General features: G+C 39.2%; 12 protein-coding genes. All 12 read right to left on the bottom strand.

Going from position 1 to position 15,421, the window contains the following annotated elements; all coding sequences use genetic code 11:
• Window position 1: 1 nt before the first annotated feature.
• Entirely contained in the window at window positions 2–856 is an 855-nt protein-coding gene (locus IGJ19_RS07605; protein WP_430603566.1) for a GRP family sugar transporter, read from the bottom strand.
• Between the two features lie 126 nt (window positions 857–982).
• The gene (locus IGJ19_RS07610; RefSeq protein WP_430603568.1) at window positions 983–3,565 is read right to left on the bottom strand and encodes an alpha-mannosidase; all 2,583 of its coding nucleotides are present in this window, start codon (window positions 3,563–3,565) and stop codon (window positions 983–985) included.
• Window positions 3,566–3,567: 2 nt separating this feature from the next.
• On the bottom strand, window positions 3,568–4,677 hold the full coding sequence (locus tag IGJ19_RS07615; RefSeq protein WP_019723575.1) for a PTS fructose transporter subunit IIC: 1,110 nt from the start codon (window positions 4,675–4,677) through the stop codon (window positions 3,568–3,570).
• 27 nt (window positions 4,678–4,704) lie between these two features.
• On the bottom strand, window positions 4,705–5,019 hold the full coding sequence (locus IGJ19_RS07620; RefSeq protein ID WP_071867688.1) for a PTS fructose transporter subunit IIB: 315 nt from the start codon (window positions 5,017–5,019) through the stop codon (window positions 4,705–4,707).
• Between the two features lie 23 nt (window positions 5,020–5,042).
• Complete coding sequence (locus tag IGJ19_RS07625) at window positions 5,043–5,492, bottom strand: PTS sugar transporter subunit IIA (protein ID WP_071867687.1); 450 nt, start codon at window positions 5,490–5,492, stop codon at window positions 5,043–5,045.
• A gap of 1 nt (window position 5,493) precedes the next feature.
• A complete protein-coding gene (locus IGJ19_RS07630) occupies window positions 5,494–7,401 on the bottom strand; it encodes a BglG family transcription antiterminator (RefSeq protein ID WP_430603571.1) in 1,908 nt (635 codons plus the stop codon).
• 284 nt (window positions 7,402–7,685) lie between these two features.
• A complete protein-coding gene (gene clpB, locus IGJ19_RS07635; protein ID WP_108146291.1) occupies window positions 7,686–10,295 on the bottom strand; it encodes an ATP-dependent chaperone ClpB in 2,610 nt (869 codons plus the stop codon).
• Window positions 10,296–10,675: 380 nt separating this feature from the next.
• Window positions 10,676–11,170 (bottom strand): GrdB-related putative oxidoreductase, encoded by a 495-nt coding sequence (locus IGJ19_RS07640; RefSeq protein WP_108146292.1) that lies wholly within the window; start codon window positions 11,168–11,170, stop codon window positions 10,676–10,678.
• A 17-nt stretch (window positions 11,171–11,187) separates the two neighbouring features.
• Window positions 11,188–12,540 carry a PTS cellobiose transporter subunit IIC gene (gene celB, locus IGJ19_RS07645; RefSeq protein WP_430603574.1) on the bottom strand — a complete coding sequence of 451 codons (1,353 nt, stop codon included), beginning with the start codon at window positions 12,538–12,540 and terminating at the stop codon, window positions 11,188–11,190.
• Window positions 12,541–12,615: 75 nt separating this feature from the next.
• Complete coding sequence (locus IGJ19_RS07650) at window positions 12,616–12,951, bottom strand: PTS sugar transporter subunit IIB (RefSeq protein WP_071867682.1); 336 nt, start codon at window positions 12,949–12,951, stop codon at window positions 12,616–12,618.
• Window positions 12,952–12,998: 47 nt separating this feature from the next.
• Window positions 12,999–13,946: a N(4)-(beta-N-acetylglucosaminyl)-L-asparaginase gene (locus tag IGJ19_RS07655; protein WP_071867681.1), complete on the bottom strand. Its 948-nt coding sequence runs from the start codon at window positions 13,944–13,946 to the stop codon at window positions 12,999–13,001.
• Window positions 13,947–14,114: 168 nt separating this feature from the next.
• On the bottom strand, window positions 14,115–15,416 hold the full coding sequence (locus IGJ19_RS07660; protein ID WP_430603576.1) for a Sapep family Mn(2+)-dependent dipeptidase: 1,302 nt from the start codon (window positions 15,414–15,416) through the stop codon (window positions 14,115–14,117).
• Window positions 15,417–15,421: the final 5 nt, after the last annotated feature.

The raw sequence follows: 15,421 nt of genomic DNA on the forward strand, positions 1-15,421 counted from the left end.
TTTATTTTAAAAGACTCATTCCAACCACGCCCACTACATACACCAATGTACCCAAATAGATTGAGTGTTTTTCTAATGATGTCTTCTTCTCTCTCAAAAGAATGATGCTTCCGTAAGTTGCGACAAGTAAACTCATTTGCGAAAAGGCATAAGTAATACCCACACCTAAAGACGCAGACACAGCAAATAACGTCGTGTTAGCGATCACCCAGGAACTACCAGTGAGGATATTTCGAGCGATAGCATTGACTTTCACTTGTCTGATCTTCTTCATTGAGATGACCATCCCTCCAACAAACATGCCGATGGATTGAGGTAGAAAAACTTGTGGTCCATGAATATCAAAATAACTAGTGATTGTTACATATAGCATCAAAAACGCAGATGAAATGCACAAAAAGACAATGACTTGTTTGGCAATCTTGCCATTATTATTACTTGTTTTCGTTACCAACAATATGCCAACTAAGATGACAGATAAAGCTATGATCGACATAATAGCTACAAAGATACTCGTCCATTCTAACAAAAAAATGCCTGAGACTAGCGTAACAAAGGCTAATTGTGTCCCAACAGATATGGGCATGGCTTTTGATACTTCGGCCTTTTCTAATGCGCGGAACTGAAAGTATTGCCCCACCGCCCAAAATGCTCCGGACAAAAAACAAATAATAAATGAAACCGTTTGGTACGTCACTTGTTGAGACAAACTAAATATCAAACCAAATAGTAAGGCAGCAATGGTGGTGCCGATCAACTGTTCTTCTGACTTCCCTCCCATGATCTTAGATAATATCGGCATCATGCCCCACCCTAATGCTGGGATCAAAGCTAAAAATAAAAGGTGTATCGCCATAATTTCCCCTCTTTCAATTTCACAACTAAAGAAAGACACAAGTAGTCAACTTGCTGTTCCTAAAACCCGTTAAACGGTGTTCCAGAAGCAACGCCTTGAGAACCAACTTGTGCCTCAATGTATTTTTTATTTTGTTAATAAATAAGTGGCTAAACCATAGCCGTTGATCATTTTTGTCTCTGTCACTTCTTCTTCCAAGGCATTGATACGTGTGTACTTAAATCCTGCAAAAAGCTTCTTTGGCTCAAGGTAACGTTTTTCTGAAGTGCCATTGACTAATCGAATCACTACACCTTCTGAATAATAAGCGTTATGGATCGCACTGACAGCTAATCCTTCTGCTAAATCTAACGAAATTTGCGTATACGTACGTTCACTCAAAGAAAGTGGTTGGATTCTACTTTGGATCTTATTGTCGATTCGATAAACGAAATAATTCAAATCTTGCAATTGATACGAAATCGACGGTTGTTCTTTTTCTGCTTTCCATGTCACTAACGTGTTTTCTGAAATATCAGTTGGTGCCATGCGCATAGAAAAGTCAAAATCGATCCGTTGATTTTCCATTTGAGCAAGCGGTGTGTCCATCATGATATGCCCTTTTTTCGTCGTATCTCCTGAAGCTCGTCCTGGACGATACATCAAATCTGGTTTCCCTAACGAATCCGTTGTGGCTAATACGGTGACATATAAGGAGTCATTGATATATTCGTATTCCTTACTTTGTTCGGTATAAAACACTAATGCCTCTTCGGAACTATACGCGATCACTTGTTTTTCAAAAGGTTCGATATTTACTGGCATTTCAGAATATTTTTGTTCCCAATCGTTCATCGACTGGTTTGTTTTTTCCAAGTAACCAAATTGGATCGCAGAAACGACCTTTTCAATCGATTGATTCAACTTTGTTTTGATGCGGATACGGTGATTTAACACAGAATTTCTAAAAGAAAGACTGCCTTGGACCTCTCCCTGTTCCGTTAACTTCAATGTCAGCTGGTAAGCGAAGATTTTCGTTGTTTGACCGGCGATACGTTCTGCCAATGTATAAGGAAGCGCCAGTTTCCCTTCCAAGATCAAGGTTTCTTCGTCGCCTTTACATGAATCAAACGGCAAAGAGAATGGGTGATCATTAGGTATCGGAGAATAATCGTAAGTGTCTCCGGCATTACTATCATCCACGATCGTCAAGAAGTCTTTGATCGTATGATGACCATCTGAAAAGGCAAGTTGTCCCTCTTCAAAAGTCAAAGAATAGTTACCTTTTGAGATCATCATGCGTGGGGTCATGTCAGGTAGACCAGCCGTAGTCTGTTTGACGAAATCGAAGACTTGATAGCCTAACCCAGCAAATGAACAATCAACAGCTACTAGTAAAATATAGTATCCTGGCTCTTCGATAAAACGATTGCCGGCTGGGGTTTCTTCCATGATATTTTGACGACTAGGTACATAATCCATCGAGATGACAACAGAATCATGGCCCAATACTTCGATTTGATTGACTTTTGAGATGAGTTTTACCACTTTTTTTCCTTTGAAAGGTGTAACTGAAGTATTCAAAATCAAGAATTGTTGATCCGTCAGCTGTAGTCCTTCAGAAATTCTTTTCAATACTAAGTTTTCGATACTATCACAGATTTCTGATACTTCTTTCAAACGATGAGCGATGTCTTGCGAGACACTATCTGACACACAGCCGGCTAGACTGTCATGTGCTTGGCACTCAAATAATTTTTTCCATGCCTTCATGACTAACCGATTGCTCAAAACGATGCCTAGCTCCTTCGCAATCACGACCATTGGTTCGATTTCTAATGTCAGTTTATTTTCTAATCTGAAAATCTCACGTTTCAAATCCATCCGGACAGAACCAATCGTTTTGTGTACGCGAGCAAAAACAGGTGCACGAAATTCTCCTTGGTACTCTTCCAGATCTTTTTGACGAACCAAGTCCATGAACGCTTGATACGTGCTTGTTTGATAGTTATATTTACCGATTTGATTGATTTTATTGATTTTCTCTTCTAAAGATGAGATGATGCCTAATTGATCGTTTCCTGTTGGAATCAAGATGTCTGTTTCATCTGCGTAGCTCTTGATAAAATCGATGCCTTTATCTAATCGGCCTTCCACATAACTCTTCGTTGGTTCTAGTTGTTGTTGCGCACCATAACCTTGAGGAAAGTTCACCGCATACAATTCATTCTCTCCACTTAGACTTTTCCATTTGAAATATGGCGATTGGACATGTTCACCTAAGTCGATCCCACGCCAAAAAATAATATTGTCAAACCCCGCCTCGTTTAAAATCGTCGGCATTTGTGCATTGAATCCAAATGTATCTGGAAGATAACCAATAGGTAGATACTTCCCATATTTTTTACTTTCAAAAACTCCTACCATTGCATTTCTTAAAATAGATTCCCCTGAGGCAAAAAACGCATCCGTTTGTGTGAACCAAGGGCCAATAAATAATTGACCCTTCGCAACTAATTCTTTGATCTCTGGTAATTTTTCTGGATATAGTTCCAAGTAATCATCTAAGATCGAAAGCTGTCCATCTAATACAAAAGTAGCATTAGGCTGTCTTTTCAGCTCTTCCAAAACATCTGTAAATAACTGATCACTTAAAACGATGCAATCCATTGAAGTAAAGTACCATTCTCTATCCCAATGTGTATGATTTACAATGTGTATATTTGTCATAGTTACGCTTCCCATTGCTCTTCCCAAGCAGCTTCATCAAATTCTTCTACTGCTGATTCTACTTCTTGTCCAGCATCTTTTGAACGTAACACGCTAGTTAGGATCGCGATGAATAACGCACCTGTAGCGATCGAAAGTACATAGATCGGCCATTTTTCCACTGTGAACCAGCCATAAAATCCTGAGATTGGCGCTGTGTTCACTGCCCCTAAACCAACTGCCATCGCAGAACCTAAGGCAGAACCAATCATATTGATTGGGATAACTTTTAATGGATTTTCAACGGCAAATGGGATCGCTCCTTCAGAAATACCGACAAGTCCCATGATCACAGCTGATTTTCCAGCTTCTTTTAATTCATTGTTGTATTTATTTTTCGCAAAGATCGTGGCTAATCCTAACCCGATTGGTGGAATGATGATGGCCACTTGTGCTGCAGTATTTGGTGCATAAACATTACTAGTCAATAGTGCCATTGCTGTTGTCACCGCCGCTTTATTGACTGGTCCACCTAAGTCAAAACCAACCATTGCGCCAACGACTGCTGCCATAACGATGGCATTTCCACCACTTAAACCGTTCAACCATGATTCTAACCCAACGTTCAATGCTGCAAATGGCGTACCGATCACATAATTGACTAATAGAACGGTGATCAATGTACCTAAAACTGGTACTAGAAATACTGGTACAACGGATGCCATTGATTTTGGCAATTTGATTTTGTTTTTGATCAACAAGCAAGCATAACCAGCGATCAAACCAGAAACGATTGCGCCTAAAAAGCCTGCATTGATATCTTTCACTAACATCCCGCCAACTAAACCAGGAGCAATCCCTAGTTTATCTGAGATCGAATAGGCAATAAATGCGGAAATCACTGGGAACATCAAACCAAGTGCTGTGCCACCGAAACCATCTAAACTATGCAATAAACGAATGATCGCATTCCCACTCTCGCCATGAGAACCGTCCCAAATATCCACAATTCCGTAAAATGAACCACCCACACGAGAAATGGCCATGATTACTGCTCCGGCGATCACTAACGGTATCATATAAGATATTCCTGTTAAAACATGATTTTTGATTTCACTTGCTATTTTTTTCATTTACTTTCTCCCCCACTGATTAATTGATTAGTCGATCATTCCTAAAGCTTCTTCGATGACTTTTTCGGCATTCTTGATTGGTGCGGCAACTGGCACTTTTAAGATCGTTTTGCCTTTGAAACGCTCTTCATTTCTCACTTTTGTATCTACTGCAAAAATAACGACTTCGCCAATCTTGCAATCTTTTTCAGTCAACTCATTTTCGATACCTGTTGCTCCTTGTGTTTCAACTTTGATCAAATCTCCACGTTTTGCTGCTGCTTTCTTTAGTGCTTGAGCTGCCATATACGTATGAGCGACCCCTGTAGCACAAGCTGTAACTGCGATAATTTTTCTTTTCATCTCTTTTTCCTCTTTTCATTTGTTTATTCGCTTAATAGTTTCGCGATTTGTTGTTTATCTGTCTCAGTTTTTAACTGTGCCGTAATGTCATCATCCATTAATTTCATCGCAATTTCAGATAAGATTCTTAGATGGGTATCCCCTTTTTGTGACTCTGGGATCGCCAATAAAATGACCACAAAAACTGGTTCTTCATCTAATGATTGCCAATCGATTGGTTGTTTCAATCGTGCAAAAACAATTGCTGGCTCACTGACTGCTTCACTTTTCCCATGAGGAATGGCAATATTGTTCCCAATGCCTGTCGTCGAATGTTCTTCTCTTTCTAATACAGACTGGATATAAGCTTCTTTATTGTTGACTAAGCCGTTATTCGTTAAAACTTCCCCTAATTGACGAATCGTTTCTTCTTTGGTTGTACTCTCCATATCTAAAAAAATATGATTAGAAGGTAGTAAAGTTGCAATGCTCATATTAAAATTCCTCTTTCAAATAGTTTTTGATCTCATTTTTTGTTCCTTTTAGCAAATGTTTTTTTTCACCAGATTCGATGATCTCTAGCATGACATCATAGACTTCTTCCAGCTCTTGTGCTGTTTCATCTTTGATACAGATGAAAAATAAATATTTGACTTTCGTTTCTCCCCACATCAATTCATTAGCTAAGCGTAAAAAGACGATCGCTGATTTTTTGACGTATTTAGGGGCCCCGTGTGGTGTCGCAAATTTTCCAAAAGAGGTAAAAGATAGCTGTTCTCTTTCTAAAGAAGAAGAGATGATTTTTTCTTCTGCGTATCCTTTTTCAATCAATTGTTGTCCAACGAATTGAATCACTTCCTGATAGTCTGAGAATGAATGATCCAAAAAGATCAATTCCTCTTTGATCAAGTCCGCAAAGTGATTCGTTGACTTGATGGTATTATTTTGACCATCCTTTAAAAAAAGCTCAATTTTTTGACGTTCTGATTTGTTGAGAACCGGTGAAACATTGATCGTTGGTATCGTCTCTAGGTTCAAGTTGACAGTCGATATCACCAGATCTTCATCGATCGATGTCTGCATCAACTCTTGGATTGAAAGTATCCTAGAAATTTCGATCTTCTCATAATTTCTACGAAGTCGGGCAGCTAAGAGTTGTGATGTGCCTTTGCCACTGCTACAAACAAGTAAGACACTGACTTTCTTCTGATATTTTTCTTCTTTTTGCTCTTTCATTGCTTGGATATGGACAGCAAGAAAAGCGACTTCATCTTCTGGGACGTTGATCACAAAATCTTTGCTCAAGGCATTAGCTAATTGGATCGCTTCTGTAAAAGCCACAGGAAAGTTTTTCTTCACATCTTGTAAAAAAGGATTATGGATCAACAGTCCTTTTTTGATACGCAAGACTGCTTCTTTGATGTGTGTAACTAATCCTAAAATGATACTTTCATTGTAAAGGGTTACATTTTCGTGAATCAATTGTCGAATGCGTTCATCTGTTACTTCTTGCATATGCTTCGTTTGTTCAAGCAACGTATCACCTTCTAAGTGTAAGAGAATATAACGGACTTCAGAAGAAGGTAATGTCAATGAGAAAGTTTTTTCTAGTTTTAGAATGAATAAATCAAATGGTTTATTTTCTCTGACTTTTCCAAATACTCCTTCACTTTCTAAATAGTTATCCTCTCTTACGCGATCAATCATGATCAACAGATGGAGCAATAATGAATGATAGGTCGTATCATTCAACCTTATTTGTGCATCTTTTAGATATTCCTGCAACATTGTATCAACTAATGTGATGTTCTTCATGTCGATGAAATCATTGACAAAAGGAGGAATACCTTGGATCGAGTGTAGATATAGCTGGTCCTTTTTGGTGATTTTCCAATTACTACCCCAAAAATAGTAAATCAGATCAAAGGCTAAGCGTCTTTTTTCTTGCTCTGATAAGTTTAAAAATGAACCTTTACCAGGCAGTCGATCGATGCTAACGTTGAAATGGCGGAAAATCTCATGGACTTGGATCATATCACCTTCTAATGTCGATTTGCTTATAAATAGTGTATCTTGTAGTTCTTGGCGAGTGAAATAGGTCTTTTTTTTCAAGAGTTCAAAACAGAGGAATTGAATACGTTCTTTTTTAGAAGCTGGAACTGTTACCATGTTCGTTGTATCGATCTGATTTAATATTTCGTTTGGATCACCGTTGATCGAGACACCGACTCGTGGTTTTCTAATTAGTTCGATGGTTGTTCCGCTAAATAGCTCATCGATCAGTTTTAGTGATTGTGAAACTGTTTTATTCGATAAATTCATGTGTTTTGCTATTTTTGTGACCGTCGTATGTTCGTTCATCAAAATATATTGAATGATTGCTTTTTCCCGTTCCTTGATCATCACACTATCACCTCATCTACATTTTCTATCTTAGCTTGTCTGCCGTTTTATGAAAACACTTACTTTTACCGTTTTGAATACAGTAAATCATAGGTTTAGTCGCTAACTTGACTACGCCATTCATTTTTTAGTTTCTGTTTCTTCAATGAACCAAGTAATTGTTTATTAAAGTATAGACGAAAAAAAATACCTGTCAAAGTGCAGACTATCAGTAATAGTCCACTACTTTGACAGGTAATGATTTCCGCTTCTGTCATGTATAAGGGTGGTACAAGCGCTTCTTATTATTCGTCTTCGGGTAAGTTTTCAGTTGCGAATGCTAAGTGGTGATCAAACAATGTGATTGTTACTTTTGATTTTGGCATGATCTTGCCAGCTACGATTTCTTTAGCCAAAGGCGTTTCAACTTCTTTTGTAATGAATCGTTTTAATGGGCGTGCCCCATATGCAGGCTCATACGCATTTTCTGCAATCCATGTTTTTGCTTCGTCACTGATTTCCAAGATGATTTCTTGATTTTCTAAACGATGTGCCAAATGAGAAACCATCTTGTCAACGATCCCTTTGACATTGTTTAGGCTTAATGGTGTAAATAGAATCGTGTCATCAATACGATTCAAAAATTCTGGTTTGAAATGACCACGAAGGATCGTTCTCACTTGTTCTTCGACTTCTTCTGGAATTGTACCTTCCGCGGTGACACCTTCTAACAATAATTGAGAACCGATATTGCTTGTCATGATCATCACCGTATTTTTAAAGTCAACGACTCGACCTTTTGAATCCGTCAAACGTCCATCGTCCAATACTTGTAATAAAATATTGAAGACATCTGGATGTGCCTTTTCAATTTCATCGAGCAAAACGATCGTATACGGGTTTCGTCGCACAGCCTCTGTTAGCTGTCCACCTTCTTCGTAGCCAATGTAACCTGGAGGGGCACCAACTAAACGAGAAACCGCATGTTTTTCCATATATTCACTCATGTCGATCCGCACCATATGCTCTTCAGAATCAAACAAGTTTTCTGCTAAAGCTTTTGCCAGTTCTGTTTTACCGACACCAGTTGGTCCTAAGAATAAGAATGAACCTAATGGTCGGTTTGGATCTTGTAATCCTGCACGAGAACGAATGACCGCATCACTCACTGCGTCTACCGCTTCATCTTGCCCAATGACACGTTTATGAAGTGTTTCATTCAACTTGATTAGTTTTTCTCGTTCACCTTCCACGAGTTTCGTTACTGGAATCCCTGTTAAACGACCTACAACTTGAGCAATCTCATTTTCAGTGACAGATTCTTGTACCATCTTGATGTCACTGTCTTTTGTTTTTGCTTCTAGTTCTGCTAATTCTTTCTCTAATTGTGGAATCGTACCATGACGTAAAACAGCGGCACGCTCAAGATCATAATTGTTTTCTGCGTCTTCTAATTCATGTTTTGCCTTATCGATTTCTGCACGTTTAGAAGATACGGTATTTACTTCTTCTTTTTCAGTTTCCCACTGCATCTTCATCGCATTGGCTTCTTCTCGAAGATCGGCTAGTTCTTCTTGTAAGTTCTTCAAACGTTTTTTACTTGCATCATCAGATTCTTTCTTCAAGGCTGCTTCTTCGATTTCCAACTGCATCAAACGACGAGTCACTTGATCTAATTCCGTTGGCATGGAATTCATTTCTACTCGGATCGTCGCACTTGCTTCATCGATCAAATCAATGGCTTTATCAGGTAAAAAGCGATCTGTGATATAGCGATCGGATAATGTAGCTGCCGCAACCAGAGCATTATCGTGAATATTGACGCTATGGTGAATCTCAAAACGTTCTTTCAACCCCCGCAGAATACTGATCGTATCTTCAACAGTTGGTTCCTTCACTAATACTTTTTGGAAACGTCGCTCTAACGCCTTGTCTTTTTCCATGTATTGGCGGTATTCATCTAAAGTAGTCGCACCGATCAAATGAAGCTCCCCACGAGCTAACATCGGTTTAAGCAAGTTACCGGCATCCATACTACCTTCCGTTTTTCCTGCACCGACGATGTTGTGGATCTCATCGATGAACAAGATGATCCGCCCATCGCTTTTCTTCACTTCTTTCAAGACTGCTTTTAAGCGTTCTTCAAACTCTCCACGGAATTTTGCTCCGGCAATCAAGGCACCCATATCTAAAGAAAAAATGGTTTTATCTTTTAAGTTTTCTGGTACATCTTTACGGACGATTCGTTGCGCTAATCCTTCAACGATCGCTGTTTTACCCACACCAGGTTCCCCGATCAACACAGGGTTGTTTTTAGTTTTACGTGACAAGATCCGAATCACATCACGAATTTCTTCATCTCGGCCAATGATCGGGTCCATTTTGCCACTACGGACTTGTTGGACGAGATCGACACCATATTTTTCTAACGCTTTATATTGTTCTTCTTGATTTTTAGAGGTCACACGCTCTCCTCCCCTCATGTCTTCGATATTTTTACGCAATTCTTTTTCATTCAGTCCCTGTTTGGTCAAATAAACCGTCAGTGGATAATTTTTTAATTTCATTAAAGCTAATAGCACGATCTCAGTGGATAAGAATTCATCGCCAAAACTTTCTCTCAATTGATCCGCTTCGTTCAATAAATGAAAAAGATTTTGACTAAGATTTTGTCCATATTGGACATTGCTGCCTGAGACTGTTGGATACTCATCTAACACTCGATCAATCTCTTGTTCAAAGGCATCTGCATCAATGCCTGCATCTGTATATAGATTACGGCCAAAATGATTTGGCTGTAAAAAGATCTTCCATAAATGAACGATGTCTATTTCTTGATGTTTTCTTGTCATCGCTACTTGTTGTGCTTCTGCAATCGCTTCTTGGAGCGTAGTTGTCATTTTTTCACTATTCATATATTTCCCTCCTGTAGTAGAAGTTGTTTGGTCAAAGTCAACTATATCTTTCTCTAGCGTCTATATCATCCGTCTAAAGTCTCGTTTTCTTTAACCTTTACATGATTATTATACTCATTTGGTCAGCTTTGGTCAAAGATTATACTCACAATTATCATAAAAATTTGAGACAAAAGTGACAGTAAATGTTGTCTGTCACTCTATACCAAATAAACGGCAAAAAAAAGAAACCTCTATAAAATAAGGGCAACAACCACAAGCATTTATAGAACAATTTCGTGGTTGTTTCCCTTCATTCTAGAGGCTGGTTCTATTCCGACCTAGAGGTATTTATTTCTGATGATTGCTTAGCACAAACTAGTTGATTCATCAAAATCAAGTCATGAGGATTGATTTTGATGAGCGAGCGCTGAAATAAAGTAGCTGATATTTTTATATGAATCATTTAAACCAATTCCGCCTTTTTTTGGCATTTTTATTACATTGATCTTTTTAGCATAGCGTGCAAAGGCAGGGTTTTCTTCAGACATCGCAGCTACACTTGGGATTCCTTGTTCACTGAAAACCAAAGCTAATTGGGCCGCCATCATGCCAAAATTAGCATAATGCATCGCGGGACCACAAAGAACAGCATCTGCACCGATTTTTTTGGCAAAACCTATAAATTTTTTGTTTACCTCTTCTTGGTGATCGAGATAATACTGATCACCACAATACAATGTAGCAATGATTTCTGTATCGTGTTCTTGAAAAAGTGGATTTAAGGTACGCCCTGGTCCAAGAGCTGATTTTTTGCCCCCAGGAGGTAGCTGGGCATTTTCATCACTGCCCAAGCCTGCAGTCAAATGATTGAGAATCAAGACTATTTTTTTCATTCCTATGGCCTCTTTTCCTATAAATCATCAAAATCGAATTCATCAAAATCGATTTCTTCTTCTTCCTGTACCGCCTCTGCTTCTTCTTTTAAATACTGATTATCTAGCACTTTAATAAAAGGATAATAAATAGCCATTCCTAATAGGATCAGTAATGCTTGCAAAACAGATGCCTGCCAACCACTAACTAAAAAACCAGAAATGATCGGTGGCGTTGTCCATGGTAGTTGAATACCATTCGTATAATTAACTAATCCTAACTCCATACAAAAATAGGAAATGATAATATTGATCGTGGGTACAAGTGCAAATGGAATAAGTAAGACTGGATTTAAGACAATCGGTAATCCAAAAATAATCGGTTCATTGATTCCAAAAATCCCTGGTACTAGTGACAATTGCGACAGTTTTTTTACTCGTTGGCTTTTGCATACTAGTATCATGACTAAAATCAATGAAAGCGTAGATCCTCCACCACCAAAAGTAGCAAACATATCTTGAAATTGACCTGTGATGATATTTGGTATATCTGCGCCATTTTTGAAGGCATCTAAATTTTCAACGGATAGTGCTCGTAAAATCGGATTGAATACTGCCCCAACTACACTCGAACCGTTGATACCGAAAAACCAAAAAAAGTGCAAGAATAAGTAGGCTATGATCATCGCGCCTAGAGTATTTCCTAAGCTAAGTAAAGGAGTTTGTAGGAACTTAAATAGTATTTCTTGTAAATTACCATATGAGGTTAGATTTGCTAACCAATTGACAATCATAAAAAGAGTAACAATCACAAAACTTGGGATCAACGCTTCAAAGGATTGTACGACGGTTGGTGGCACACCTTCAGGCATTTTGATCGTCCAACCTTTACGTAATAAAGCGACAAACAATCGGGTAGCAACCAAAGCCACGACCATCCCTAAGAACAGGCCGCTAGAACCCATCCAACGTAATGGCAAGCTTCCTACTTCATAGACTTCAGTGGAGCCTTCTGGTGTAAATAGGGTTGTAAAAGGGGTCACGATAAAAAAAGCGACCAATGAAATAATTGCCGCTTGCATGGCATCTACTTTAAATTGTTTTGCCAGACTATATCCAATACCCCCAACCGCTAAAATCGTCATAATATCAAAACTTGCCGTGGCAGGCATATTCAACATCGTTGCCCAGTTATCTCCAAGAATATGGCTCATCGTTTCATTCCAATTTGGAATTGGAAAATTAGTCAAAACTAAAAAGAGCGATCCTACGATCAGTAAGGGTGTTGATAGCAAAAAACCATCACGAATCGCAATCAAATACTTATTTTCACCGATTGTTTTCGCCATTGGTGTTAACACACGTTCTAACCAATCCAAAAATTTTTGCATGTTTCTTCCTCCCATCCAGCTGCTTTATTTTTGTTTGAGGACACAATTTTTCGATTGAAATCCCATTTTATTAAGCTACTTTGGCGCTTTTGATTTTTTGATCAAGCCCAAGACATCTTTCAACGCTTTTTCCCCGTCCATCATGCCATATGTTTCTGGAGCAATCGTGCCAACAGGTATCCCCATTGGGTCAAACGTTTCTTTCATTTTACTCGCTAAATGACGGACTTGAGGCCCTAATAAAATAGCCACAGGTTTTTCTTGTGCGACTTTTTCTTCCGCATGGATCGCAGGAAAAGCGGCAATTTCTAATGGCATTTTGTGTTTTTTGACGACCTCCATCATTTTATTGACCATAATACTTGTTGACATTCCTGCTTCACAAAACAAATAAATTTTTTTAGTTGTCATATTTATTCCTCCATTTTATTCTTGTTAACCGTTTATCCGATTCGCTGTTAAATTGGTGCTTTGATACGTGCTTCATAGGCATCAAGCCATGCTTGTGTGATTGGTGTGATCACTGTCGTCTGATCTGGACCAGGATTGGCCATAAAAATTGCTGGTTCTTGAGCCATCGTTGCGACACTAAATGTAAATTCAACGTTCGTAGCTACCCCCCATTCGCCATATTTATCTAATGCTACTAACGAGAACGCCCCCGCTTTGCCATAACGTTTGCGCAATCGCTCATCAAATCCATAAACGGCTCGATCACAAGCCGCTTGTGGCGTAAATCCATTCCCCATCAATCGAACGATTTCATAAGAGAGGCAGCCCTTCATAAGATCCTCCCCTAAGCCTGTAGCTGTCGCACCGCCAATCGTACTATCCACATAAAATCCCGAACCAGATAATGGCGAATCTCCTACACGTCCATGTTTTTTCATAAACAAACCGGAACTGGATGTTCCTACTGCCATCTGTTGTTGCGTATCGAGCGCGACAACCCCGACCGTATCATGGCCATCGTAAGGATCTAAATTCAACGTAGCGATTTCTTTTACTCGTTGTTCCCAGATTTTTTTTGCACGTGCTGTTAACATATTTTTTCGTTCAAAACCAGATAGCATTGCATATTCTGTTGCTCCCTGTCCTACTCGAAAACTATTGAATTTTTCATCACTTAATTGCCGAGCAACAGAAATCGGATTGGCTACATCAGTAATCCCTGCAACTGCACCAATCTTAAATGTTTCTCCATCCATAAAAGCAGCATCCATTTCTACGATTCCTTTTTCATTTGGTAACCCACCATAACCAACGGATTTATAAAATGGATAATCTTCTACCACTTTGATCGCCGTTTCCACAGCATCTTTACATGAAAACTGTGCTTCTAATTGTTGTTTAGCCGCCAAGACACCTTCATGTGCCATGCGCCAAGTTGCAATCATTCCCCACATTTCTTTCCCTCCATCACCTAACATTTGTAGCGCTTTCAAGTATATTCTATATGGTATATACTATTATGTCTATACTAAAAAACGAGTTTCTTTTTAAAACTCATCGTTTTATTAGAAACTCGTTTTACGTGAAATTTATTTTTCAATTGTTCGTTCTATCTGAATGTTTTATTCTGTTAATGCTTGGAGGCTGCGCATGTAGATTTCTAAATTTGTTCTTAAATCGGCGGAATCCATGTATTCGTTCGCCGTATGCGCAATCCCTTTTTGCCCTGGAAATGAAGGACCAAATGCTAAGATATTCGGCATTTTACGCGCATACGTGGCGCCTGTTGTTGTCACTGGTTTAGGATCATTACCGGTGACTTGATGATAGATCATTGACAGTGTATCGATTTTTTTTTGCTCTTCTGTCCGACAAAATCCAGGAATACTACGAACCACTTCTAAATCAACACCTAGAGGCAATTGGTTTTTCAAACGTGACACGACTTGTTTTTCTGATACGGTCACCGGGTAACGTAAGGCAATTTCTAATAGCAAGCCTTCTGGAGACTTTTGTAGCACAACAGGTGTCAAAATCAACTTGCCTGAATCTTCGTCTTCAAACGCTAAATCGATCCCTTCTCCAAAATGTTTTTGATGAAAGCTTTGACAAATCCAGCGAAAATACCCCTGTGCAATTGGCGTGATCATTCGTTCTTCAGCTAGTTTTGACACCAAGATCGTGATAGCATTTTCTCCTAACTCAGGCGCGTTACTTGGTGCTCGTTTACCACTGGCACTTATTTCTTTTTTGGCAATTCTCACGTGCAGTTGGTCTGGAACATGATCACGGAACTGGTCCCCTTCGAATCGACTGATTTGTTGATGTTCCTCTTCGGGTAAAGTAAAGTGGAGTACCACATTTACGATCCCACGTTCGCCATAGACCACAGGATATTTACAATCGGGCGTGAACCCGAATAACGGAGGGCTTTCCTCGGCTAAGTAATGAGAAATATCTGACATGCCACTTTCTTCATCCGTTCCAAAGATGATTCGAAGATTCTTTTTTGGCTGGTGTCCTAGGTCTTTTAATAGTTTCATGCCATACAGACAACACATGATAGGCCCTTTGTTGTCTAATATTCCTCGACCATAAAAACGACCCTTTTTCTCACTGAGATCAAACGGCGGAAACTCCCATCCTTGACCAGCAGGAACCACGTCAAGATGTCCCAGGACCCCGATATAATCATTTCCATCATTCCCCCACTGGGCATAGCCGATCGCATCATCGATTACTTTTGTTTGGAACCCATATCCGGCACTTTTGTCCATGACCAAAGAAAGAACCGAGCGTGCTTCTTTACCAAAGGGAGCTCCTGGTCCAGGTACTGACTTAACACTAGGAACTTGCATGACTTGTTTGAGTAAATCCAGAAAATCTAGCCAATTCTCTTCGATTGCTGTGTTGATTTGATCCATTTTTC

Origin of the sequence: Enterococcus sp. DIV1368b (assembly GCF_050529595.1) — a bacterium.
GTDB classification, from domain to species: domain Bacteria; phylum Bacillota; class Bacilli; order Lactobacillales; family Enterococcaceae; genus Enterococcus_B; species Enterococcus_B mundtii.